Genomic DNA, 23,757 nt, shown 5'->3' with positions numbered 1-23,757 from the left:
CCGTCTGTTGGCGTCGGGCGGCCGTCGGCGGCCATCAATCTGCCGATGATAGGGTTTTTGCCGAAGGTTCGACAACCGAGCGATCCCCGGCAGAGCGGGCGTTGCTGGTCGGGGTTTATTGGTCACCATTCAGTCTCGGCTGGCGCCCCGCAAGCAGGTGTCTTGAGGGCCTCTCATACGGGCTCGGGCAACAGCGGTTGCCAGAGCGATATGGACCGCCTACGTAGAAGCTGTTCTGAACCGGGACCAACGATATATGGCCACCATGGTGGTTGAAATCTATGACGCGCTGCGCAGCATCGGGGTAGCCGAGGAAAAGGCTACCAGGGCAGCCGAAGCAATGGCGACGCTGGAGCCGCAGTTCGTTGTCATGCGGCAGGAGTACAAGTCTGAGTTCGCTACCATGCGGCAGGAAAACCAGGCCGCCTCGGCTGCCATGCGTCAGGAATACAAATCTGAGTTCGATGCCACGCGGCAGGAATACCGGTCTGAGTTCGCTTCGCTGCGCGCGGACCTGCGCGTGCTGACGTTGCGGGTCAACCTGATTATCGCAAGTCTTGTGACCTTTGGTGTGCCGGCGCTTTGGCTGTTGTTGCGCATCGCCTCGAAGACTGGCGCGGTCAGTTGATCTGAAACCTCTCGTTGCCGGGCGCCCCCGGTCAGCAAATATCCCCAACCCCCATAGTGGACGCCCACCGCGCCGTGGCCGATCAACAGCGTCCGGGTGCAGGGCCCGGGTGCTCACTTGACGCTCATGACCACTGAGCTAAAGCATAAGTGTGCCGGCGGGAGCCTGCAAAGCGCGTGAATTGCACGACAAAACAAATAACTAGAGCGTTGCCGAATGGTAAGATCAGCCGGTGGGCGCGCTGACGGCCTATGCAAGCAATGGAGATCCCTCGGTGCCACAACTGATTGCCGGGAACTGGAAGATGCACTGCCTCGCGGCCGAGGCGGTGGCGCTGGCGCAGGGGATTGCCGCCGGCGCCCAGGGCATCGTCGCCGAACTGCTGGTCTGCCCGACCGCCTTGCACCTGGCCGCGGTCGCCCAGGCGTTGCACGGCAGCAGCGTCGCGGTCGGCGGGCAAAATTGCCATCAGGCGCCCCAAGGTGCCCACACCGGCGACATCGCCGCGCCGATGCTGCGCGATCTCGGCGCTACCTGGGTCATTCTTGGCCACTCCGAACGCCGGATGAACCACGGCGAAACCGATGAACTGGTGCGCGAAAAAACCGTGGCCGCGGTCGAGGCCGGCCTGACCCCGATCGTCTGCGTCGGCGAAACCACCGACCAACGCGCCGGCGGCGCGGAAACCGAGGCCGTCGGCTGGCAGCTCGCCGGCAGCCTGCCGAAGCCGTTCACCGGCGTGCTTGCCTACGAGCCGATCTGGGCGATCGGCACCGGCAAGACGGCAACCGAGGAAGTCGTCGCCATCATGCACGCCTTCATTCGTGAGGAGTTGGTCCGCCAGTTCGGTGACCCAGGGCAGGCCATCCGTATCCTCTACGGCGGTTCCGTCAAACCGGCCAACGCAAAGTCGCTGCTGGCGGTGGACAACGTCGGCGGCGCGCTGGTCGGCGGGTCGAGCCTCGATCCGCGGGAGTTCCTGGAGATTGCCCGCGCCGCCCGGGCGGGCTAAGAGGCGCAGCCGGCGGGCGTTCGGCCGGCGACCGGTCGGCGTCACCGGGGGCCGCCACCAGGACTATTGGCCCGCGTGTATCTGGTGTCCTGTCCCAGAGGCCCGTCGCCTTATGCGGTGGACGCATGGGATCAGCAGGCCACTGAAAACAAAGAGCTGGCGTCGCCAGACTGATGTTCGCCCGATATGGCGAACTTCAGGCTCGGGACCACTGGATAGGATACAGACCCCAATTTGATGGCCCGATCCGCGGGCCAGGTCCGTCAGAAAGTCCCGCGCGTTGAGCACAGTTTTGCTGATCATCCATTTGTTCGTAACCCTGGCGCTGATCGGCGTCGTGTTGATCCAGCGCTCCGAGGGCGGTGGGCTCGGCATCGGCAGTTCGCAGGGCATGGGATCGTTCATGTCCGGACGCGGCACCGCCAACCTGCTAACCCGTGCCACGGCGATCCTGGCGGTGATTTTCATGGGGCTGTCGCTGACCCTGGCGCTGCTCAACCGCGGCACCTCGGGGTCTTCCACACGCTCGATCCTCGACACCCCTGCTGCCACCACTCCCGCTCCGGCGCCCGGCCCGGGCACCACAAAGCCGCCGCCAGCCGCGCCGGCGGGGCCGTCCGCACCGACCAACTGATCGCACCGGCTTCGCGGACTGGGGCCTGGATCGTTCCGCCGAAGCCGCGATCAAGCTGTCGACTCCCCGCTGTGGTCGTTGCGGCTCAAGCGTATGTTCTGCTACAGCGCTGCTCCGCGGAAACCGCCGGGTCGCGGCGCCGTGGAAATCACGTTTATCCTACTCATAACCGATTGCCACCGCCGGCATCAATTCCGCACCGCTCATCACCGGGCTTCCCCAAGCCCGATTCGGTTCGGTATGATGGGCGCCCATGACGCGATATGTATTTGTTACAGGCGGCGTGGTCTCTTCCCTGGGAAAAGGAATTGCCGCGGCGGCGCTGGGTGCGCTGCTGCAGGCCCGCGGCTTCACCGTCAAGCTGCGCAAGCTCGATCCCTACCTTAACGTCGACCCGGGCACCATGAGCCCCTATCAGCACGGCGAGGTATTCGTCACCGATGACGGCGCCGAGACCGACCTCGACCTTGGGCACTACGAGCGCTTTACCGGCGTTCACGCCACCCAGTTGGACAACGCCACGACCGGGAGGATTTACCAGGACGTGATCGCGCGGGAGCGGCGCGGCGACTACCTCGGCGCCACGGTGCAGGTGATCCCCCACATCACCGACGCGATCAAGGACGTGGTGCTGCGTGACTCCAAAGCGGTCGACTTCGTGCTGGTGGAGATCGGCGGCACCGTCGGCGACATTGAAAGCCTGCCGTTCCTGGAAGCCATCCGTCAGTTGGGCAACGAGCTGGGACCGCTGGCGGCGATGTTCGTCCACCTGACCCTGGTGCCGTATATCCCATCGGCTGGCGAGCTGAAGACCAAGCCGACGCAGCACTCGGTGAAGGAACTGCTGAATGTCGGCATCCAGCCGCATATGCTGCTGTGCCGCTGCGACCGGCCGATCCCCGACAATGAGCGGCGCAAGATCGCGCTGTTCTGCAACGTCCGCCCCGAGGCGGTGATTCCGGCGCTGGATGTCGCGACCATCTACCAGGTCCCGATCGCCTACCACGACGAAGGCCTGGACCGCGAAGTGCTGCGCCATTTCGGTCTCGGCCTCGAGGCCGAACCGGATTTGTCCCGATGGCGCAACATCGTCGACAAGATTAGCACCCCGGAGGGCGAGGTTCGCATCGCGGTGGTGGGGAAATACACCAATCTGCTCGACAGCTATAAGTCGCTGTCGGAGGCGCTGGCGCACGGCGGCATCGCCAACCGCGTCAAGGTCCGGCTGGAATGGGTGGACAGCGAGATTTTCGAACGACCCGGTAGCGTGCAGCGCCTGCAGGACGTGCACGGCATCCTGGTGCCCGGCGGGTTCGGCGAGCGCGGCACCCCCGGCAAGATCGAGGCGGTCCGTTTCGCGCGTGAGCACAAGGTGCCGTTCTTCGGCATCTGCTTCGGCATGCAGATGGCGGTGATCGAGGCGGCGCGAAACCTTGCCGGGATGGAAGATGCGTCGTCCACCGAGTTCGGTCGGTGCGACCGGCCGGTGGTCGGTTTGCTGACCGAATGGGCACGCGGCAACCAGATCGAGCGGCGAACCGAGCGTGACGCTAAGGGCGGGACGATGCGGCTGGGGGCGTATCCGGCGGTGCTGCGCGATGGCAGCCTGGTGCGGGCAATTTACGCCGGCGCCGCAGTGATCGAGGAACGCCATCGCCACCGCTATGAGGTCAACGTCAACTTCCGCGCGTCACTGGAGGCAACCGGGCTGCAGTTCTCCGGTATGTCGCCGGACGGCATCCTGCCCGAGATCATCGAGCTGCCCGGCCACCCATGGTTCATCGGCGTGCAGTATCATCCGGAGCTGAAGTCCAAGCCGTTCGCGCCGCACCCGCTATTCGCCGATTTCATTGCCGCCGCGGTGCGTCAGGCGCGGCTGGTGTAGTTTTTCGAGTCTGACGTTCGCTACTCGCGGGCTAATGTCATTCTTGCTCCACGGGCTGTTTGTTTCAGTGGGCCGCCTACTTCCTGCGTCCGCACGCCAACGGCACCGAGTTGCGGGCCCGCGACCAGCGCCGCGTAACGTGCCGAGTCCTGGCCACGAGGGGATGGTTCCAGCACAGGCATCGGCCCCAGATCGGCCTTGTCGATCAATGCCCCCTGCCGTCTCAGCAGCGACCGCACGTCTGTTGCCCGAACCACGCCGGTCGGCCAACCAAGCGGCGGCGACACCGGCCGCCTGCCCGGTCGCGAATTCCATACCATGAAGCGCAGGCTGCGCCGGCTCGCCGATCGCCATCGGCGGTGCGGCCGGCGGCGAACAGGTTGGGGGTGCCTTGCTGATCAGGCGGCGCAGCGGAAATTCGTAGGCTGCGTCGTCGGGCGGCGGGGCGAAGCTGCTGGCGTAGTTGGTTCGGTCGTGCCACTGCACGCCCCAGGCGCCGAGCGCCACGTTACCATCGACCGGGGTTCGCTCCAGGTGATTTGCCGGAACGACCTCCTCGGCCACGCCGCGCACCGCCTGACGGGTTTCGGTGCCGAGCGTATAGAGGCCATAATAGGTCAGCAGATTGCGGATGGTGGACTGGTGGACGCTCCACCCAGGCGGCCGGTCGCTTCGACGAGGGCAGTGCGGGCGCCGGCGCGGGCGGCCCCGATCGCCGCGGCAACCCGGCGCTCCCGCCGCCGGCGACGATGACATCGTAGGGTCTCGAGAGGGAAAGCTGGACCTGGCTGGCTGGCATGTGGTTGATCGGACCTTAAAAGCAGTGGGATTGCACGGGCGGCTCAGCATCGGGCGGCCCGCGGATGGGGATATCGGATGGAAGGCGCGCAACGTCACTGGTCGTCGCGGTTGCCGTTCTACTACGGTTGGGTAGTCATCGGCATTGCCTTCGCCACGATGGCGGTCGCGGTCACCGCGCGCACCGCGTTTTCCCTCCTATTGCCTCCGCTGATCGCGGAGTTCGGTTGGGACCGCGGTCTTGTAGCCGGCGCGTTTTCCTTCGGCTTCCTGATCTCGGCGGTATCGAGCCCGATCTTTGGCCGGGTGATGGACCGGCACGGTCCCCGGATCGTCATTGGCAGCGGCGTGTGCCTGATGAGCAGCGGGCTGATCCTGGCATCGACGATCGAAAAGCCATGGCAACTTTATGCCACGCTCGGTGTCCTGGTCAGTGCCGGGGCAAATCTGACGACCTATACGGCGCATTCGCAGTTCCTGCCGAACTGGTTCGTACGCCGCCGCGGCCTGGCGATCAGCATCGCATTTTCCGGCGCCGGGGTTGGCGCGATCGTCTTGCTGCCCTGGCTGCAGACGATCATTGGCCGCGACGGCTGGCGGACATCGTGCTGGGTGATGGGGCTTCTGGTGCTGCTGGTCGCTGGTCCGTTGAACCTACTGGTGCGGCGCGGACCGGAGGATATCGGGCTGTTGGCGGATGGCGCGTCGCGTAGGGCGGAAGCGACGCGGTCGGGCGTGAGGTCGAACGTGGTCGATCCGGCCTGGGCCGCGGTTGACTGGACGCTGGCGCGGGCGATGCGCACCGGGCGATTCTGGTGGATCGCGCTGGCCTATTTCTGCGCACTGTTCGCCTGGTACTGCATCCAGGTGCACCAGACGCAGTATCTTATCGAGATCGGTTTCAAACCGTTGGTCGCGGCGTGGTCGCTGGGCATTATCAGTGTCGTCGCGATTCCTGGTCAAATCGGCCTGGGGGCGTTGTCGGACCGCGTCGGGCGGGAGTGGGTGTGGACCGCCGCGTGTTGTGGTTTCGCGGTCTGCTACGCTGCACTGATCGCGCTGGAGCACGCTCCTTCAAACCCGCTGCTTTACTTGATGGTCGGGTCGCAAGGGTTTTTCGGATACGCGGCGACCTCGGTGATGGGGCCGATCGTGGTGGAGATTTTTGAGGGCCCGCACTTCGGCTCGATCTTTGGCGCCATTACCGTCGCTCTGGTCGGCGGCGGTGCGGCTGGACCCTGGACAGCGGGCGCCGTGCATGACGCGACTGGAAGCTACCGCCTGGCGTTTTTGCTGGCGATCGCGTGCTGCGCGGTTTCCGCGGCGGCGATCTGGATCGCGGCACCGCGCGAGGTGCGTCTGGTTCCGGGACGGGTCTCCAGTAGGGGGGCGGCGCAGGAGTCTGGTGTTTGACCCCTGGCCAGGCGACGGCGGCCGATGGGTTCGCCCACCGAGAGGTCCGCTTTGGGACAAACGATATCGGCCAAGGTTGGATCCGGTGGCGATCCGGCGATATGCAACCGTATGGTTGCTCTTCGAGGCAGTTCGAGCGGCTTGCGATCCGCCGGCGGCGGGCCGATGATCCGGGGCGACGTCGACCGGGAAAGGCTTCAGGCATGAGCGCGCTGCGCGGCAACAATGGTCCCCGCTATCGTCACCTGGTGGATGAGGCGGCGCCGTACGAGACCATCACCATCGACAAGTTGACGCCGATCATTGGCGCGGTGGTCGGCGGGGCCGATCTGTCCGCTCCGCCGCCGAATCACCAAATGGACGAGATCCACCGGGCGCTGGCCGAAAACAGCGTGATCTTCTTTCGTGATCAGCGTCTGACCGAGCAACAGCATCTGTCGTTCGGCCGCAACTTCGGCAGCCTGCATCTGCATCCCGCCGCGCCTCATGCAGCGGGTCATCCGGAACTGATGATCATCCACGCCAACAAGGACAGTCCTCGGGCCAACGGGGAAGGCTGGCACAGCGACGTTTCCTGCGATCCGGAACCGCCGATGGGAAGTATCCTGTATATCAAGCAGTGTCCGCCGCACGGCGGGGATACGCTGTTCGCCGGCATGTATGCCGCCTACGAGGCGTTATCGGAGCGGATGAAGCAGTACCTCGACGGCATGGTGGCGGTGCATGATGGCGAGGAGGCCTATCGCGGCACCTACAAGAACGCCGGGGTTGCCGATAAGCCGGTGTATCCGAGGGCGGAACATCCGGTGATCCGGACGCACCCCGTGACCGGGCGCAAGGCGCTATATGTCAATCGCGGCTTCACCAAGCGGCTGGTGGGCGTGCCGCGCGATGAGGGCGCGGCGATCCTGGCGTATCTCTACGATCATGCCGAGAACCCGCTGTTTCAGTGTCGGTTCCGTTGGCAGGAGAACTCGGTGGCGTTCTGGGACAACCGTTGTGTGCAGCACCGCGCGATGTGGGATTACTGGCCGCACACGCGGTCTGGGTTCCGCGTGACGGTGGCGGGCGACAAGCCGGTTTGACGTCGGCGGCGCTTGTGTCGGCACGCCCGGGGCCGGGCTTATCCTGATGCGCCGCCGTTCGGCCAAGGACTTGCAACAAAGGTCCCCTCCACAGGGGGTGATCCCGGCAATGGCCGCGGAAGCGGCTCGGGTTGGATTCCTGTCGTGGCTGGAGCAGGAACGGCACGCCGCAGCCAATACGGTTGAGGCCTATGGTCATGCGCTGGCCGGTTTTCTTGGCTTTCTGACTGGGCATCTGGGCGGAGAGGCTGATCTGGCCACGCTGGCCGAGCTGCGCCCGGCCGACATCCGGGCCTGGCTGGCGCGGCTGGCAAACGATGGCTTGGCCGCCTCATCACGGGCCCAGCATTTGTCGGCGCTGCGCAGCTTTGTCCGCTACCTAAGTCGCCGGTTCGGGGTCGAGATCACTGCGGTGCGCCTGGTCTCCACCGCCCGCGGCCGCCCTGCCTTGCCCCGAGCGCTGAGCATCCCGCAAGCTCGGGAGGTGGTAGACCATGTGGGGGAGGTGTCGGACGCGCCGGCAACGCAAGCGCGCGACATTGGGCTGTTCTCGCTGCTGTATGGCAGCGGGCTGCGCATCGGCGAGGCGCTGGGACTGAATGTCGCCGATGCGGTCGCGTTGCGTGCCAGCCTGTCGGTCACGGTGATCGGTAAGGGGGCGAAGACCCGCATCGTGCCGGTGTTGCCGCTGGTGCGGGCGGCGATCGAGGACTGGTTGAGGCTGCATCCGGATCGACGCCCGGACAGCCCGCTGTTCGTGGGTGCGCGCGGCAAACGGCTTGACCCGGCGATGGCGCAGAGGGTGTTGCGGACGTATCGCCGCCGCGCCGGACTGCCGGAGCACGCGACGCCGCACGCGCTGCGACATTCGTTCGCGACACATCTGTTGGCCGGCGGCAGCGACCTGCGCTCGATCCAGGATCTGCTCGGCCATGCCAGCCTGTCGACCACGCAGCGCTATATCGCGGTGGATGACACCGCGCTGCTGGCGGTTTGGCGTAAGACGCATCCGCGCGGATAGTGTGGGAGTGGCGCGGGGCGTAGGGGCGGCCCGCACGGCGCGGCCGCGCAAGGGCGTTGGCCGGCTGACTGCGCAGCCGGCAAGAGTTGGCGACGAGGGGGCGATTTCACGCCCAATTTGCCGCCCCGATAGCGCCAAACTCGGACGAACGCGCTCTATCGGTTCATCATTACCGGCAGCTTGGAATGCTCCAGCACGTGCCGGGTTACGCCGCCTAGAATGAGTTGTCGAAGCCGGGAATGGGAATACGCCCCCATCGACAACAAGTCGCAACCAAACTCGGCGGCGGCGCCCAGCAACCCTGCTCCGACCGAGCCGCCGGCGGCGCGGAAGGTAACGATCTCGGCATGCACCTGATGCAGCCCGAGATAGGCGGCGAGGTCAGCCGCACCGGGTCCGCGCCGCTGGTAACCGTCCGCCGACAGGATCGCGACGCCTTCGGCGCGCTTCATCCAAGGTAACGCCGCCTGCACCGAGGATGCCGACTCGGCGGTGCCGTTCCAGGCGAGGCAGACCCTGGTGCCGATCTTGGGCGGCGCGATTTGGGGCGCGATCAGCACCGCGCGGCCGGAGTCGAACAGCACGGCGTGCAGCGCATCGGACGATGAAACGTCCTCCCCGGCGTCCGGATGCGGCACCACGGTCAGATCGGCGAGGCGAGCCTGCTGGGCGACGATGTCTTCCTCCCGCCCGGTCACCGCGGCGAAGCTGGCGGTGGCGTGATCAGCGCCTGGGTGGGCTTCCTGCACCAGGACGTCATGGCGGCCAACGAAACGGTCAAACATCGAGCGGACGGCATGGGCGCGGTCGTTGCTTTCTTTTTCGGTGGCCGACATCATTTCCTCAATCATTGCGCCGGATAGGCCTTCACCGGCCAGCGGGGCGACATCGCGGCTATCGACGCGGACGTGCAACGCGGTCACGTGGGCGTTCCATGCGCGGGCAATCGTCAGCGCGGACGCCAGTGCGGCTTCGCCAGCCGCGGTCCCGGTCAGCGGCAGCAGTAGCTTGCGTATGGCCATGGTCAGCTCCTTTTGTCAGGTGTTGCGGCCAGGGCATGATCGCGCCTAACGGGATTTTCCGAGTGGAATCTTACCTTTCCCGGCGGAGTTTCCAGACGAAATTTTCCCGTGCGTGAACCATGCGATGAAGCAAAATCAGAGCGTTTCAGGCTGCACTGTCAGTATGAGCACGCCGCGGAGCAAGGCAGGTTTGCGCCGGCGTTGCAAGTGTGTTCGGCATCGCAAACATCAAGCTTCGGGGAAGCGCCGGGGGGAGGCTTGCGGGAACTTGGGGGGAACTTGGGGAGAACTTCAGGGGAAGAGCTTGGTTTGTTCCCAGTCCTGGGCCGCCGACCGTAGGTAAACGGTGCGGTCATGCAATCGGAACGGCATGTCCTGCCAGAACTCGAACCGATGGGGCAGGACCCGATAGCCGGACCAATAACGCGGCCGCGGAATGTCATCGGCAAAGCGCTGTTCGGCCTCGGCGAGGCGGCGTTCCAGGACGGCGCGGTCGGCCAGCTTGCGTGACTGCTGCGATGCCCAAGCGCCAAGCCGGGAATTGCGTGCCCTGGTGGCGTAGTAGGCGTCGGCTTCGGCGTCGGTGACGTGTTCCACCTTGCCCTCGATGCGGATCTGCCGGCCCAGCGACTTCCAGTGAAACAGCAGTGCGGCGTTGGGGTTGGCGGCGAGTTCGTCGCCTTTGCGGCTTTCCTTGTTGGTGTAGAAAACGAAGCCGCGCTGATCGAGACCCTTGAGCAACACGGCGCGCAGCGACGGGCGACCGTCCGGCGTACTGGTGGCGAGGGCCATGGCGTTCGGGTCATTCGGTTCAGAGTTTTCCGCCTCCGCCATCCAGGCCTGAAACTGTTCGAACGGGGAGGTCGCTAACATTGCCGGCATAACGCAGTCCTTCTAAGCGGAGCAGTGCTGGTGCCGATAACAGCATGTTCCGGTCACCCGACAAGCGCCCCATCGGAGTTTGGGCGCCGGCCTTTGCTTGCAAGTTGGCCCTTGCAAGTTGGCGGACCAGTGGCAAACAACATAACCATGACAGCCTGGTCCCGGAGAACGCCATGAGAGAGACCCTGCACCCCGACCCGCACGCGGAGATCCGCGAGGAGGTCCGCAAGCTGTGCAGCCGGTTCTCTGGCGAGTATTGGCGGAAGCTGGACCAGGAGCGCGGCTATCCGACCGATTTCGTGCATGCGCTGACCGAAGCCGGCTATCTGGGGGCGCTGATTCCGGAGCAGTATGGCGGCGCCGGACTGCCGCTGTCGGCCGCCGCGGCGATCCTGGAGACGGTGCAGGCCGAGGGCGGCAATGCCGCCGCCTGCCATGCGCAGATGTATATCATGGGCACCATCCTGCGGCACGGCACCGACGAGCAGAAGCAGACCTACCTGCCGAAGATCGCGACCGGCGAATTGCGGCTGCAGGCTTTCGGTGTGACCGAGCCGACCAGCGGGACCGATACGACCTCGTTGCGGACGTTTGCCCGCAGGGACGGCGATCATTACGTGGTCAATGGCCAGAAGGTGTGGACCAGCCGCGCCGAACACTCCGACCTGATGCTGCTGCTGGCCCGGACGACGCCGAAGGACCAGGCGGCCAAGCGCACCGAGGGACTGTCGACGTTCATCGTGGACATGCGAGCGGCACTTGGCCACGGACTGACGATCCGGCCGATCCGCACGATGATGAATCACAACACCACCGAGCTGTTCTTCGACAACATGGTGATCCCGGCGGCCAACCTGATCGGCGTCGAGGGGCGCGGCTTCCGCTACATCCTGGACGGGATGAACGCCGAACGGCTGCTGATCGCGGCGGAGTGCATCGGCGACGCCAAGTGGTTTCTGCGCAAGGCGTCGGACTACGCGCGGGAGCGGCAGGTTTTTGGCCGCCCGATCGGTCAGAACCAGGGCATCCAGTTCCCGCTGGCGCGGGCGTATGCGCAGATGCGGGCGGCGGAATTGATGGTGCAGGCGGGATGTGAAAAGTTCGAAGCCGGCGAGACGCCGGGCGAGGAGGCCAACATGGCGAAGCTATTGGCGGCCGAGGCGTCATGGGCGGCGGGGGAGGCCTGCATCCAGACCCATGGCGGGTTCGGGTTCGCCGAGGAATACGACATCGAACGGAAGTTCCGGGAGACCCGGCTTTATCAGGTGGCGCCGATCAGCACGAATTTGATTCTGTCGTATCTGGCGGAGCATGTTCTGGAGTTGCCGCGGAGTTATTGAGGCCAGGTGGCGCGGGGCGTGGAAGCTCGCCAGATGTTGAGCCCGCGAGCGGCCGTTGTGCTGTGATCATCCGCCCACGTAGTGATGCCGAGCCTTTTTGCTCGCCCAGGGCTCAAATATGCTTTGCCGATATCAAATCGGTTCGGTTGCCGAAGATAGCATGACAGCCAGTGGGGATGCGCATGAATGAACAATGGCACTATCAACTTCGGGTCTATTTATCGGACGAAATGGCTGATTTAGCGCGAAGCGATCGCAACAATCCAACGTTCCGAGATCTGGCAGAGATCCTGGACAAGCATCACGCGACTTTGGCGAGCCAGTTTGACGCCTTTCAAAGCTATGTCGCGGAAGCCGAGAGGGAGGGCCCTGAACACTTCCCGCTCTACAAGTGGACGAAGGCAACTGTCGAGGACACGGCGAAGCGTGCGAAGCACATCAAGACCTTTTCGGTTCGTGTCTCTGAGGCGGAAGTCTACCCAAAAAAGGCGGCGGACGCGCTCGAAGCTGACCTGCAGGTCCTCCTTGGCGGCAACTTGGTCACGGGGATATCCAGGCACGACACCAACCCTGCGAACAACCTGCCGATACCGTCCGAATACCGGTCATAGCTGCACTGCGCCAGAGTAACGGTATGTCGGGCCCATCACAACTGGCGGCGCGCATCGGGAGGAGATCAACAGCCGTGAGGAAGAAATCACGACCCTCGGGAGCGTTAAGCAGGCGCAGGACTTTGTCGAAACCGCCAGCCTCGCGGATTACGACCTGTCCGGCGGGATGCCGGTCCAGTTTGCGATCGAGCCTAAATCCGTTAACGTCAGTATCGGCATTCCGCATCCGCTGCTCATCGCAGTATAAAGAACGCGATTCCGGAGGATTACTTTCAAATCCTGACAGCCGGCGGAAATCACATACGAGCCAACGCAACCGTCTGCTGGTATCGCTTGTTCCGCAAGACATTGAATTAGCGAGCTTTCCAAACCCAGGGATTTCCGGCGATTTTGGTGGGCCCGAGGTCATGACTGGGTCGACTTCCGATACTCGGGGCCGAAGCCTCATGCAACGCGAAAGACCAGAACCCGAGCCGCGCCGTGCTGACGTTCCGCCAGAAGCTCATCCTCCGGACGCCAGCTTTCGTCCCGTCCGAGTTCAGCAACGATCAAGGCCCCCGGCGCGACACGGCCAACCTCGCTCAGATGGCTGAGCGCACGAGACACCAGGTTCTGGCCATAGGGTGGATCTAGGAGGACCAGGGAAGCCTGCGCCGCCAAGTAACCTGTTTCGTCATGATGGAGGCGATGGTGCCGCGCGCTGTTGGCTCTATCGCATCGTCGGCCGCCGAAAGTGGAAAGCACATCTCCCGCAATCACCTGGGTCCGCCGCTCTGCTTCACACGCCGCGACATTGGCCCGCAATGCGTGCAGCGCGGCGGGATCATGCTCGATGAAACACGCGGTGGCCGCGCCGCGCGACAGCGCTTCCAATCCCAGGGCGCCGGTTCCGGCGAAGGCGTCCAGCACCACCGCGCCCTCGATCACCGCGCGGCCGCCCCAGGGCGCATGGGTCAGCATGTCGAACAAGGCCTGCCGCACCCGATCGGCGGTGGGGCGGGTGCCCTGCCCCGGCGGCGCTACCAGTTTGCGGCCGCGCCAAGCACCAGCGACGATCCGCACTATCGGCGGTGTCGCGACAGCGGCGGGGGCGCGCCGGCTTCGGCGGGGAGCTGTTGGCGCAGCACGCGGGGTGGAATTTCCTCGATGCCGCCACGTTCAAGCAGACCGAGCTGGAACGGCCCGTAGGCCACCCGGATCAGACGCGAAACCGAAAGTCCGAGGTGGTCCATGACGCGGCGGATTTCGCGGTTGCGGCCTTCCCGGAGGCTGACGGCAAGCCAGGTGTTGTCGCCAGTGCGGGCGTCGATGGCCGCCTCGATCGGGCCGTAGCGCACGCCGCCGACGGTCACGCCTCGGCTGAGCGCGTTCAGCGCGGCGGGGTTCGGCACGCCGAAGACGCGCACCCGGTAGCGCCGCAGCCAGCCGGTGGACGGCAGTTCCAAGTGGCGTGCCAGACCGCCATCGTTGGTCAGCAGCAGCAAACCCTCACTGGTGAGGTCCAGGCGCCCGACGCTTATCACCCTGGGCAACTGATGCCTCAGCTTGTCGAACACGGTGGATCGGCCTTCGGGGTCCTTGTGGGTGGTGACCAGGCCTTCCGGCTTATGATAGCGCCATACGCGGGTGCGATCGGGTTGGTCGACCACCTTGCCGTTGACCTGCACCACGTCGCCGGAGCCGATGAAGGTCGCCGGATGGGTGACGGTCTTGCCGTTGAGCCGGATCGCTCCGTCCGCCAACAGCCGTTCGGCGTCGCGCCGGCTGGCGACACCGGCACGCGAAAGCCACTTGGCGATGCGATCGCCGCGCGCCGCCTCGGTTGCGCTCACGGTAGCGCGCCGATGTCGCGGCGGCAGAAACCCCCGGGCCAGGCGATCGCATCCACCGCTGCATAGGCCCGGTCCCGCGCCTGGCCGATGTCCGCTCCGACACCGCAAATCGTCAACACCCGGCCGCCGGCGGCCACAACCGTCCCATCCGGTCCGGCCTCAGTACCGGCGTGGAACAGCGAGACAGCCGGCATCGCCGCGGCCTGGTCCAGTCCGTCGATCACCGAACCATGCTGCGGCGCCTCGGGGTAGCCGTTGGCGGCCAGAACGACGGCGACGGCGGCCCGATCGTTCCATCGCAGGTTGAAGTCACGCAGTTCTCCGTCACAGGCCGCCTGCAACGCCGGCAGCAGGTCGGATTGGATGCGCGCGAGCAGAACCTGGCACTCCGGATCGCCGAACCGCACATTGAACTCGATCAGCTTCGCGCCGTCTTGGGTCAGGATCAGACCGGCGAACAGGATACCGCGAAACGGCATTCCCTTGCGTTTCATCTCCACCAGCGTCGGGCGGATGATCAGTTCGAGGCAAGCTTGCTCCAATTTGGCCGGGAAACGCGGCAGCGGCGAGAACGCCCCCATGCCACCGGTGTTGGCGCCGGTATCGCCGTCGCCGACCCGCTTGTAGTCCTGCGCCGATCCTAACAACACCGCGTCGGTGCCGTCGCACAGCGCGAACAAGGAAACCTCCTCGCCCAGCAGGCATTCCTCGATAACAACGGCGGCTCCGGCCTCTCCGAAGCGCTTCTGCTGCATCATCGCATCGATCGCGGCGATGGCCTCTTGTTCGGTCATTGCGACCACGACGCCCTTGCCGGCTGCGAGGCCATCCGCCTTGACCACGATCGGGGCGCCGCGCCGCTGCACGAAGGCACGCGCCGCTGCCGCGTCGTCGAAGCGTTCCCACAGCGCGGTCGGGATACTGGCCGCATTGCAGATCTCCTTGGCGAAGGTCTTGCTGCCCTCTAGCTGAGCGGCCGCTCGGGTCGGCCCGCAGCAAGCGATTCCCACCGCTTCCATGGCGTCGGTGATGCCGGCGACCAGCGGTGCTTCCGGGCCTGGCACCACGAGGTCGATCGCATTGTCCTGGGCAAAGCCGACCAGCGTTGTGATATCCAGCACGCCGATCGGCACGCATTGGGCCAGCGTGGCGATCCCTGGATTGCCAGGCGCGCAATACAGTTTGGTCAACAACGGACTGCCGGCGATCGCCCAGCACAACGCTTGCTCCCGCGCGCCTGAGCCGATGACCAGCACTTTCATCGCATTCTCCCGTGTTCCATGCCGGCGTGGCGCAGTATCGCGCACCAGAGAAGGGCGACACCGCGCTGTTCGTTTGAGTATCCGATACACGCAGCCAACTCGTGGACACTTCGTCCGGCGCTTCTCTGCGATTGGATACTAACATAGGTTAGGGCGATGGACGATCCACGCCCCAGCCCGGTTTCGAACATGCCGGAATACTCCGTTTCGGAGATTTCCGGTGCGGTAAAGCGCACCCTGGAGATGACCTTCGGCCGAATCCGCGTGCGTGGCGAACTGACCGAGGTGAAGCGTTATCCGTCGGGCCACATCTACCTGTCGCTGAAGGACGACGGCGCGAAGATTTCCGGCGTGGTCTGGAAAACCGCGGTCCCGCGGCTGGGCATGGTGCCGGAAAACGGCACCGAGGTGATCGCCACCGGCCGGATCTCGGCCTACGCCGAGCGGTCATCCTACCAGTTGATCATCGAACGCATGGAGTATGCGGGGGTTGGTGCACTGCTGGCCCGCATCGAGATGATCCGTCAACGGCTCGCCGCCGAGGGCCTGTTCGACACCGCTCGCAAATCCGCCATTCCGCGCCTGCCCAACGTAATCGGAGTGGTTTCCAGCGAGCACGGCGCGGTCATTCAAGACATCCGCACGACGATCGCGCGCCGGTTCCCGCGCCGCATCCTGCTGTGGCCGGTGCCGGTGCAGGGTGAAGGGTCGGCGGAACGCATCGCGGCCGCGATCGCCGGTTTTGACGCGATGTCAGCGGACGGCGATCCGCCGCGGCCCGACGTGCTGATCGTCGCCCGTGGCGGCGGCAGCCTGGAAGACCTGATGGCGTTCAACGAGGAAATCGTCGTACGCGCCGCGGCCGCTTGCGCCATCCCGCTGATTTCCGCGGTTGGTCACGAGACCGACACCACGCTGATCGATCATGTCTCGGATCGCAGGGCGGCAACGCCGACGGCGGCGGCGGAGCTGGCGATCCCGGCGCGGTCCGACCTGGTGGCCGACCTGGTGCATAAGGCATCGCGGCTGATCAGCGGGCTAAACCGGCTGGCGCAGGAAAGCCGGCTTCGACTGAACCGCGCGGAACGTGGCATCCCGGACCTGCCGGCCTTGCTGGGGTCGGCCCGGCAGCGGCTGGACGATCGTTTGGACCGAGCTTTGCTGGCACTGCCGTCGCTGGTGGCACGCCGGCGGGTGGTACTGACCTCGATCGAGCGCCGGCTGCCCGATCCGCACAAGCTCACCGCGGCGGCGCGCGAAGCCGTGCGCGACCGCAGCCTGAGGCTGCGGCTGTCGGCCCCGAACCTGCTGGGGGGGCGGCGTTCCGGCTTGGAGTTGGTGTCACAGCGCCTCGCTGGCGGGATACATCGGGCGCTGACGGCGCTTCGCGCCCAGGCTGACCGGGTAACGGGGCGGGTGTCGGAGGCGCCGCTGCGGGCGTCGCTGCGCGAAGCTCGCGCCCACCTTTCCGGCCTTGGGCCTCGGCTGGACGCGGCGTCGCCGCTGGAGCTGCTGGGGCGCGGCTATGTGCTGGTGACCAATCCGGCGGGTGCGCCGATTACCAGTGCTGCGGCGGTCAAGCCGGGCGGGCGGCTGCGGCTGACGTTTGGCGATGGCGAGGTGGATGCGGTGGCGCAAGGCGGACCGGGCCGGGCACGCGCCGCGGTTGACCAGGAACGGCTGCCGCTATGACCGGTCGATAGTCGGCATCACCGCGTCGGCGCGATCGAAAGCGGCCTTGATCCGATCCAGCCGCGCCGTGATATTCCCGCGCTCTCCGGTGTGCGTCAGGATGTAGAACTCGTTGTCCCTGATCGCCTGCAGCACGCGGCGGCCGACGACGTTTGGAGACAAGGCCTCGGCGGCGAATGCGGACTTCAACGCCTCTTGCTGGGGCCGCCGGTAGCTGCCACCGAAACGGTCTGGCCGGGTCGTCGCCGAATCGAAGATCGAGGTTGTTACGCCGCCAGGACACAATACCGAAACGCCGATGCCGGAACCCGCCAGTTCCTGCTCCAGCGCTTCGGACAGCGCCAGCACGGCGTATTTGGTCATCGCGTAGGCGCCCTGGTTGCGACCCTCGCGGACGAACAGGCTGGACACCGAACCGGTGTTGACGACATGGCCGCCCTGCCCGTGACGGCGGATCAACGGCACGAAGCTTCGGATGCCGTTGATCACTCCCCTGACGTTGACGCCGATAACCCAGTCCCACTCTTCCGGCCTGACCAGTTCGAGCGGCGTGCCATGCATCGCCACGCCGGCGTTGTTGATGGCAATGTGCAGCGCGCCGAACGCTTCCAGTGCGGTCTTGCCGGCCAGGTCCACCGAATCCGCGTCGGACACGTCGGTGGTTACGGCGATGGCGCGAACACCGAGGGTTTCGATGGTCTGGCGCGTGGCTTCCAACGGTTCAGGGCGCAGGTCGGCGAGCACGATGTTGGCTCCGGCTTGGGCCAGCGCGGTGGCGACGCCCAGCCCGATGCCGGACGCCGCACCCGTTACGATGGCGGTTTTGCCTTTGATGTCTTGCATGTCTGCATTGTCCCGTCGGAGTGCCTAGAGCATGATCGCGCTGGGCGGAACGTTCAAGGCGCGTAAATCATGCGACAAAACAATGAGCTAGATCAATTTCGGCATGCACAGTCATGCTGAAGTTCGTCTAGTCGGCGGCCATTTCCTTGAACGTCTCGATCGCCGCCAGCAGGGCTTCGCGCACCAACGGCGCGCCGATGTAGCCGGCGAGATGCAGCAACGCCTCGGATAGTTCCTCCTCGGTCCATCCCTGGTTGCGGGCGAACCGCACATGAATCTTCAATTCCGCCTCCCGCCCCTGCGCCGCATCCGAAATTACGCAGATCAGCGCTCGAGTTTTCAAATCGAGGCCAGGGCGGTTCCAGAGCGTGCCGAAGACCGCCTCTTGGGTGTAGGCGGCGAATTTCTGCATGATCGGATGCTGATAGAGGCCGTTGTCGAGCTTGTCGGCATACGCCTCACCCATCAGCTTGCGGCGCATCGCCTTGCCTTGTGCGCGTCTTTCGTCAGCCATATTCGCCCCCTCCGATTGCTGCTTTGCCGAAGGGCTTAGTTTCGGCCAGAGACGAGGCTTTGGCTAGAGCGGCGGAAGGCCGCCGCGGTTCTGGATGAACGCGGCGATGTCATCGACCCCGGTGCCGGCGCGGACGTTGGCGAACACAAACGGACGATCGGCGCGCATCCGCTTGGCGTCGCGTTGCATGACCTCGAGGCTGGCCCCGACATGAGGTGCAAGGTCGATCTTGTTGATCACCAGCAGATCGCTGCGGGTGATGCCTGGGCCGCCTTTGCGTGGAATCTTGTCGCCGGCGGACACGTCGATCACGTAGATCGTCAGATCCGCCAGTTCCGGACTGAAGGTTGCGGCAAGATTGTCGCCGCCCGACTCGATGAGGATCAGGTCGAGATCGGGAAATTTCCGGCGCAAATCCGCGACGCCGGCCAGGTTGATCGAGGCGTCCTCGCGGATCGCGGTATGCGGACAGCCGCCGGTTTCGATGCCGATGATACGATCCATCGGCAACGACCCGGCGCGGGTCAGGAATTCGGCGTCCTCCTTGGTGTAGATGTCGTTGGTGATCGCGGCAACTTCGTAACTGTTGCGGAATTTCCTGCAAAGCGCATCCATCAGCGCGGTCTTGCCGGTGCCGACGGGGCCGCCGACGCCGACGCGCAATGGGCCGTGCGAAGAGGAGGTCATGAGCGGAACAACCTTGTGTATTGGGTTTCGTGGCGCATGGCAGCGAGGTCGGATCGAAACGCACAGCCGCCGAGGTCGTCGAGCGTGGCGGCTTTGGTTTCTGATGCAACCTTCAGGATGGCGACCTCAAGCGCCGCCAATACGCGAAGACCGGCGGTTTGACCGAGCGGCACGAGGCGAACGGCGGCGGATATCAGATTGCTGGTGAAGGCTTGCAGAAAGGCGGAAGCGGTTGCGTGTTCGGGAATGGCGTGATGGGCAGCGACCGCGCCGACTGCGACGGGATAGGGGATGCGCTGGGGTGCCGGCGGTATACCCCACGGCGCGGCGGCCAGCATGAAGGCGCGGCCTTGGTCGAGGGATTCGCTCTGGCGTTCGCGGCAGGATGCTGTTGCGCGGGCCAGATTGGCGATATCGGTCAGCATAGCCGTGTTGTCGCCGGCACGGTGGGCGTGGCGCAGCAGGATGGTATCGTTTCGGCCGGTGCCGTGGGTGATGGTTTCGCCCAGCCACGCATGCAGGCTGGTTTCGTCGCTGATGTCACCGCTTTGCACCGCCCATTCGAGGCCGTGGGAGTAGGCGAACGCGCCGGTCGGAAAGGCGGGGGACAGCCACGCCATCAGGCGCAGCAGAGCCTGTGCGGCTGTGGATTGTCGGTTGCCGCGCTGCGGAGGCGCGGATGCGGCTTCGACGGTTGTCGCCGCGGCGGCTTTTTCAGGCGTGAGGATGGTCTTCATCGTCGTCGTGATGGTGATGGCGGGCGCCCCCCGAGTACGCACCGGCCTCAGGATCGAATGGGGCATGGATCGGATCGACATGGCCGCCGAGACCTTTGATCATCTCTGCGATAACGTGATCGGTTCGAATGCGGATGCGATCGCCCAGCAGTTGCACCGGCAGATGGCGATTGCCGAGATGCCAGGCGATGCGAATGAGTTCGCTGGCCCGATGGGCGTGGATTTCCAACAGTTGCTCGGGCTGGGCACAAACCCGGACGATGCCGGCTTGCACCACCAATCCATCGCCGTCGCGAAGCCTTACTGCCTGAGGCAGGTCGATCAGTATTTCGGTTCCGGACAGCGTGGCGAGAACGATACGGCGCCTAAAGCGATGATCGTAGTCGATCAGCACGAGATCGACCTCTTGGCCGGTATCCCAGCATCCGGGGGCCAGGACTTGCGTGGCGTGCATCAAAACAGGAAGTACCGCTGCGCCATCGGCAGGATGGTTGCCGGGTCGCAGGTCAGCAGGACGCCGTCGGCTCGGACTTCGTAGGTTTCGGCATCCACCTCGATTGCCGGGGTGGCGTTGTTGTGGATCATCGCCTGCTTGCCGATTCCGCCGCGGGTGTTCGACACGGCCGCCAGCCGGCGCTGCAGGCCCAGCGTCTTCCCGATTTCGGCGTCGAGTGCGGCGGCCGAAACGAAGGTGACGCAGCTTGCCGCCGCCGCACGGCCGAGGGCACCGAACATCGGGCGATAGTGCACCGGTTGTGGGGTTGGGATCGAAGCATTCGGATCGCCCATCGGGGCGCAGGCGATCGAGCCGCCCTTGATCACCAGATCCGGCTTGACGCCGAAGAACGCCGGCGACCACAGCACCAGGTCGGCCAGCTTGCCGACAGCGATCGAGCCGATTTCGTTGGCAAAGCCCTGCGCGATCGCCGGGTTGATGGTATATTTTGCAACGTAACGTTTTACCCGAGCGTTGTCGTTTCGCTCGGTATCGGTGGGCAGGGGGCCGCGCTGGGTCTTCATCTTGTGCGCGGTCTGCCAGGTGCGGATGATGACTTCGCCGGCGCGGCCCATTGCCTGGCTGTCGGAGGACATCATCGACAGCGCGCCGAGGTCGTGCAGGATATCCTCGGCGGCGATGGTTTCCTTGCGGATGCGGCTTTCGGCGAAGGCGACGTCCTCGGGGATCAGGCTGTCGAGGTGATGGCAGACCATCAGCATGTCGAGATGTTCGTCGATCGTATTGACGGTGTAGGGACGCGTCGGGTTGGTCGAACTGGGCAGCACGTTGGGCAGTCCGGCGACCTTGATGATGTCGGGGGCGTGGCCGCCGCCGGCGCCCTCGGTGTGGAAGGCGTGGATGGTGCGGCCTTTGAACGCGGCGATGGTGTCTTCCACGAAGCCGGATTCGTTCAGTGTGTCGGTGTGGATCATGACCTGCACGTCGAAACGATCGGCCACTGTCAGGCAGTTGTCGATTGCCGCCGGGGTGGTGCCCCAATCCTCGTGCAGTTTCAGACAGGAGGCGCCGGCGCGGAGCATTTCCTCGAGCGCCTGGGGCTGGGATGCGTTGCCCTTGCCGGCGAAGGCGAGGTTGACCGGCAGTGCCTCGGCGGCTTGCAGCATGCGCGCGAGGTGCCACGGCCCGGGCGTGCAGGTGGTTGCCGCGGTGCCGGTGGCGGGGCCGGTGCCACCGCCGACCAGGGTGGTGATGCCTGAGGCGATGGCGTCATCGACCTGCTGTGGGCAGATGAAGTGGATATGGGCGTCGATGCCGCCGGCGGTGAGGATCTTGCCCTCGCCGGCGATGATTTCGGTGCCGGGGCCGATGATGAGATCGACGCCGGGCTGGGTGTCGGGATTGCCGGCCTTGCCGATGCCGGCGATGCGGCCGTTGGTGATCGCCACGTCGGCCTTGACGATACCCCAATGGTCGATGATCAGGGCGTTGGTGATGACGGTATCGACGGCGCCCTGGGCTTGGGAGAATTGCGACTGGCCCATGCCGTCGCGGATTACCTTGCCGCCGCCGAATTTTACTTCTTCCCCGTATGTGGTGAGGTCGTTTTCGACTTCGACGATCAGGTCGGTGTCGGCGAGGCGCAGGCGATCGCCGGTGGTGGGGCCGAACATCTCGGCATAGGCGGCACGGGTGATGCGGGCCATCAGTCGAGAGGTCCCATGACCTGGGCGCGGAAGCCGTGCACGGTGCGGGTGCCGCGATAGGGGATCAGGGTGACTTCGCGGGTCTGTCCGGGTTCGAAGCGGACCGCGGTGCCGGCGGCGATGTCTAGGCGCTGGCCTTTGGCGAGGGTGCGGTCGAACGAGAGGGCGGGGTTGGTTTCGGCGAAATGATAGTGGCTGCCGACCTGGATCGGGCGGTCGCCGGTGTTGGCGACGGTTAGCACCGAACGGGGCAGGCCGGCGTTGAGTTCGATGTCGTTGGGTTCGGGGAGGAGTTCACCGGGGATCATGGGCGGCCCTGCGGTCGGTTGGACGAGGAACGAGCACGATCTTGGCATGGGCGCGGGTGGGCCGATAGAGCCGGATGGAAGGTTCTTTAGAGTCTGTCCGGGATCATGCCGTTGTTCTTGCGAGCCTACGCAGCATGAGGCGCACCGAGGCGAGCAGCAAGAAGGCGCGCGCTTTGCGGTTCAAACATTCCCAGTCCTTGGCGAGGCGGCGACAGCGATTGAGCCAGGCAAAAGTTCGTTCCACGACCCAGCGCCTGGGTAGTACGGTAAACCCCTTTGCATGGTCCGACCGCTTGACGATCTCCACGTTTACTTGGGCCATGATGGTTCTCATCGCAGCTTGAAAGCCTGCACCCTGATATCCGCCGTCCGCATAGAGCTTCAGCAGGAACGGGTAGAGCCCGAACATCGTGGCCATCAGCATCGCGCCGCCATCACGATCCTGAAGGTCAGCCGCATGCACGATGGCATGCATCAGCAAGCCTGTCGTATCGACGACGATATGGCGCTTCTTGCCCTTGATCTGTAGAGTCGAGGACGGGCGCGGTGGCGAAGTGCCCCGTTTCCCATCCCCGCTCATCAAACCGGACGTGCGGATTTCCCGCATCCGGCTTTCCGACTGGCTTCACCGCAAGGCCCACGGCGACGACCGACTGCGCTCGCGTCGAAGGCTTCGGACGGCCAACTCCCCATAGACATGGTCTCGGGAAAACTGGTCCGTTCCGCGCCCCTGCACTTTGTGTCGTTGACGGAGGAAGTGCCGCGTCCGGTCATAGACATGCTGATCAACGGTCTCGTATGCCGACGCGAGAGCGCCGTAGGAGAAGTAGGCCGACCAACCGCGTAGGACGCGGTTCAACCGTGCCCGCACTTCGTCCCAAGCGCCCTTGTTGCCGGGCACCAGCAGTTCGCCGACCTTCACCTTGACCCGCTGCACGCTTTTCTTGGACGGGCTCGCCCCCAGGTACCAGCGGCCCCCATTGGGCAGGTGACGCGGTCCCAGTGTGTAGCCAAGGAAGTCGAAGCCTTCACGCCGGGCATTCTTCACCGAGGTTTTCGCCTCGTTGAGCGTCAGCCCGAGCTTCGTCATCACCGCCTTCGTCCACGTCAGCGCCTCTTCCGCGTGTCCGCGGCTGAGGATGATGAAGTCGTCGGCATAGCAGATGACATGCGCGCGGAACGCCTCGCCGCGTCCCGTCAGGCGCCAATGCTTCAGGAATCGGTTCATGTAAATGACGGAGAGCAACGGACTGGCGACCCCACCCTGGGGTGTGCCGCGCGTGTTGCTCTTGCCACCGCTCATGCGCCGTTTCCCGTTGTCAACGCCGGTTGAAAACTGACCCACCGGTGGCGTGGGGCGCCGGTTGAAAGTTGACCCACCCGGCTGC

At 65.1% G+C, this 23,757-nt stretch carries 25 protein-coding genes; 10 read left to right on the top strand and 15 right to left on the bottom strand.

Going from position 1 to position 23,757, the window contains the following annotated elements; translation table 11 throughout:
• Nucleotides 1-256: 256 nt before the first annotated feature.
• The 4 genes from ACQY4T_RS13730 to ACQY4T_RS13715 all read left to right on the top strand — a co-directional run bounded on the left by ACQY4T_RS13730 (nt 257) and on the right by ACQY4T_RS13715 (nt 4,159).
• A complete protein-coding gene (locus ACQY4T_RS13730; protein WP_428531202.1) occupies nt 257-628 on the top strand; it encodes a hypothetical protein in 372 nt (123 codons plus the stop codon).
• Between the two features lie 274 nt (nt 629-902).
• Nucleotides 903-1,640 carry a triose-phosphate isomerase gene (gene tpiA, locus ACQY4T_RS13725; protein WP_428531199.1) on the top strand — a complete coding sequence of 246 codons (738 nt, stop codon included), beginning with the start codon at nt 903-905 and terminating at the stop codon, nt 1,638-1,640.
• Between the two features lie 280 nt (nt 1,641-1,920).
• Nucleotides 1,921-2,274, top strand: a complete 354-nt coding sequence (secG, locus tag ACQY4T_RS13720; RefSeq protein ID WP_428531196.1) for a preprotein translocase subunit SecG — start codon at nt 1,921-1,923, stop codon at nt 2,272-2,274.
• Between the two features lie 253 nt (nt 2,275-2,527).
• Nucleotides 2,528-4,159: a CTP synthase gene (locus ACQY4T_RS13715; RefSeq protein WP_428531193.1), complete on the top strand. Its 1,632-nt coding sequence runs from the start codon at nt 2,528-2,530 to the stop codon at nt 4,157-4,159.
• Nucleotides 4,160-4,776: 617 nt separating this feature from the next.
• On the opposite strand, the gene ACQY4T_RS13710 is transcribed toward ACQY4T_RS13715, so the two are convergent.
• Complete coding sequence (locus ACQY4T_RS13710) at nt 4,777-4,872, bottom strand: hypothetical protein (RefSeq protein WP_428542870.1); 96 nt, start codon at nt 4,870-4,872, stop codon at nt 4,777-4,779.
• Between the two features lie 163 nt (nt 4,873-5,035).
• Here ACQY4T_RS13710 and ACQY4T_RS13705 point away from each other — a divergent pair, with 163 nt between their 5' ends.
• The 3 genes from ACQY4T_RS13705 to ACQY4T_RS13695 all read left to right on the top strand — a co-directional run bounded on the left by ACQY4T_RS13705 (nt 5,036) and on the right by ACQY4T_RS13695 (nt 8,476).
• A complete protein-coding gene (locus ACQY4T_RS13705; protein ID WP_428531190.1) occupies nt 5,036-6,370 on the top strand; it encodes an MFS transporter in 1,335 nt (444 codons plus the stop codon).
• Between the two features lie 203 nt (nt 6,371-6,573).
• Complete coding sequence (locus ACQY4T_RS13700; protein ID WP_428531187.1) at nt 6,574-7,455, top strand: TauD/TfdA dioxygenase family protein; 882 nt, start codon at nt 6,574-6,576, stop codon at nt 7,453-7,455.
• Nucleotides 7,456-7,564: 109 nt separating this feature from the next.
• Complete coding sequence (locus tag ACQY4T_RS13695) at nt 7,565-8,476, top strand: tyrosine recombinase XerC (protein ID WP_428531184.1); 912 nt, start codon at nt 7,565-7,567, stop codon at nt 8,474-8,476.
• Between the two features lie 155 nt (nt 8,477-8,631).
• Here ACQY4T_RS13695 and ACQY4T_RS13690 read toward each other — a convergent pair whose 3' ends face one another.
• Both ACQY4T_RS13690 and pdxH read right to left on the bottom strand, forming a co-directional pair.
• On the bottom strand, nt 8,632-9,498 hold the full coding sequence (locus ACQY4T_RS13690; protein ID WP_428531181.1) for a universal stress protein: 867 nt from the start codon (nt 9,496-9,498) through the stop codon (nt 8,632-8,634).
• Nucleotides 9,499-9,789: 291 nt separating this feature from the next.
• Entirely contained in the window at nt 9,790-10,380 is a 591-nt protein-coding gene (pdxH, locus tag ACQY4T_RS13685) for a pyridoxamine 5'-phosphate oxidase (RefSeq protein WP_428531178.1), read from the bottom strand.
• 173 nt (nt 10,381-10,553) lie between these two features.
• Here pdxH and ACQY4T_RS13680 point away from each other — a divergent pair, with 173 nt between their 5' ends.
• Nucleotides 10,554-11,720, top strand: a complete 1,167-nt coding sequence (locus tag ACQY4T_RS13680; protein ID WP_428531175.1) for an acyl-CoA dehydrogenase family protein — start codon at nt 10,554-10,556, stop codon at nt 11,718-11,720.
• A 176-nt stretch (nt 11,721-11,896) separates the two neighbouring features.
• Nucleotides 11,897-12,331: a hypothetical protein gene (locus ACQY4T_RS13675; protein ID WP_428531172.1), complete on the top strand. Its 435-nt coding sequence runs from the start codon at nt 11,897-11,899 to the stop codon at nt 12,329-12,331.
• Between the two features lie 444 nt (nt 12,332-12,775).
• Here the strand turns inward: ACQY4T_RS13675 and rsmD are convergent, their stop codons facing one another.
• The 3 genes from rsmD to purD are packed head-to-tail and all read right to left on the bottom strand — an operon-like array spanning nt 12,776 to nt 15,425.
• On the bottom strand, nt 12,776-13,396 hold the full coding sequence (gene rsmD / locus ACQY4T_RS13670; RefSeq protein ID WP_428542867.1) for a 16S rRNA (guanine(966)-N(2))-methyltransferase RsmD: 621 nt from the start codon (nt 13,394-13,396) through the stop codon (nt 12,776-12,778).
• A complete protein-coding gene (locus tag ACQY4T_RS13665) occupies nt 13,393-14,163 on the bottom strand; it encodes a pseudouridine synthase (protein ID WP_428531169.1) in 771 nt (256 codons plus the stop codon). Before ACQY4T_RS13665 ends, rsmD begins: the two co-directional genes overlap by 4 nt.
• A complete protein-coding gene (gene purD, locus ACQY4T_RS13660; protein WP_428531166.1) occupies nt 14,160-15,425 on the bottom strand; it encodes a phosphoribosylamine--glycine ligase in 1,266 nt (421 codons plus the stop codon). The genes ACQY4T_RS13665 and purD overlap by 4 nt, the downstream gene beginning before the upstream one ends.
• A 156-nt stretch (nt 15,426-15,581) precedes the next feature.
• Here purD and xseA point away from each other — a divergent pair, with 156 nt between their 5' ends.
• On the top strand, nt 15,582-17,117 hold the full coding sequence (gene xseA / locus ACQY4T_RS13655; protein ID WP_428531163.1) for an exodeoxyribonuclease VII large subunit: 1,536 nt from the start codon (nt 15,582-15,584) through the stop codon (nt 17,115-17,117).
• On the opposite strand, the gene ACQY4T_RS13650 is transcribed toward xseA, so the two are convergent.
• From ACQY4T_RS13650 to ACQY4T_RS13610, 9 genes are all read right to left on the bottom strand, one after another.
• A complete protein-coding gene (locus ACQY4T_RS13650) occupies nt 17,112-17,960 on the bottom strand; it encodes an SDR family NAD(P)-dependent oxidoreductase (RefSeq protein WP_428531160.1) in 849 nt (282 codons plus the stop codon). The genes xseA and ACQY4T_RS13650 overlap by 6 nt on opposite strands.
• Before the next feature lie 127 nt (nt 17,961-18,087).
• Nucleotides 18,088-18,474, bottom strand: a complete 387-nt coding sequence (locus tag ACQY4T_RS13645; RefSeq protein WP_428531157.1) for a carboxymuconolactone decarboxylase family protein — start codon at nt 18,472-18,474, stop codon at nt 18,088-18,090.
• A gap of 63 nt (nt 18,475-18,537) precedes the next feature.
• On the bottom strand, nt 18,538-19,161 hold the full coding sequence (gene ureG, locus ACQY4T_RS13640) for an urease accessory protein UreG (protein ID WP_428531154.1): 624 nt from the start codon (nt 19,159-19,161) through the stop codon (nt 18,538-18,540).
• On the bottom strand, nt 19,158-19,898 hold the full coding sequence (locus ACQY4T_RS13635; RefSeq protein WP_428531151.1) for an urease accessory protein UreF: 741 nt from the start codon (nt 19,896-19,898) through the stop codon (nt 19,158-19,160). The genes ureG and ACQY4T_RS13635 overlap by 4 nt, the downstream gene beginning before the upstream one ends.
• Nucleotides 19,876-20,352, bottom strand: a complete 477-nt coding sequence (locus tag ACQY4T_RS13630) for an urease accessory protein UreE (protein WP_428531148.1) — start codon at nt 20,350-20,352, stop codon at nt 19,876-19,878. The genes ACQY4T_RS13635 and ACQY4T_RS13630 overlap by 23 nt, the downstream gene beginning before the upstream one ends.
• The gene (gene ureC / locus ACQY4T_RS13625) at nt 20,352-22,061 is read right to left on the bottom strand and encodes an urease subunit alpha (RefSeq protein ID WP_428531145.1); all 1,710 of its coding nucleotides are present in this window, start codon (nt 22,059-22,061) and stop codon (nt 20,352-20,354) included. The genes ACQY4T_RS13630 and ureC overlap by 1 nt, the downstream gene beginning before the upstream one ends.
• Nucleotides 22,061-22,369, bottom strand: a complete 309-nt coding sequence (locus tag ACQY4T_RS13620; RefSeq protein WP_428531142.1) for an urease subunit beta — start codon at nt 22,367-22,369, stop codon at nt 22,061-22,063. Before ACQY4T_RS13620 ends, ureC begins: the two co-directional genes overlap by 1 nt.
• 103 nt (nt 22,370-22,472) lie before the next feature.
• The gene (locus ACQY4T_RS13615; protein WP_428542657.1) at nt 22,473-22,949 is read right to left on the bottom strand and encodes an IS5 family transposase; all 477 of its coding nucleotides are present in this window, start codon (nt 22,947-22,949) and stop codon (nt 22,473-22,475) included.
• 45 nt (nt 22,950-22,994) lie between these two features.
• On the bottom strand, nt 22,995-23,672 hold the full coding sequence (locus tag ACQY4T_RS13610; protein ID WP_428531139.1) for a reverse transcriptase domain-containing protein: 678 nt from the start codon (nt 23,670-23,672) through the stop codon (nt 22,995-22,997).
• Nucleotides 23,673-23,757: the final 85 nt, after the last annotated feature.

The organism is Rhodopila sp. (genome assembly GCF_965277825.1).
Taxonomy (GTDB): Bacteria; Pseudomonadota; Alphaproteobacteria; order Acetobacterales; family Acetobacteraceae; genus Rhodopila.
Note: the sequence above shows the minus strand (reverse complement) of the source record. Positions and strands in the feature narration are given on the sequence as shown.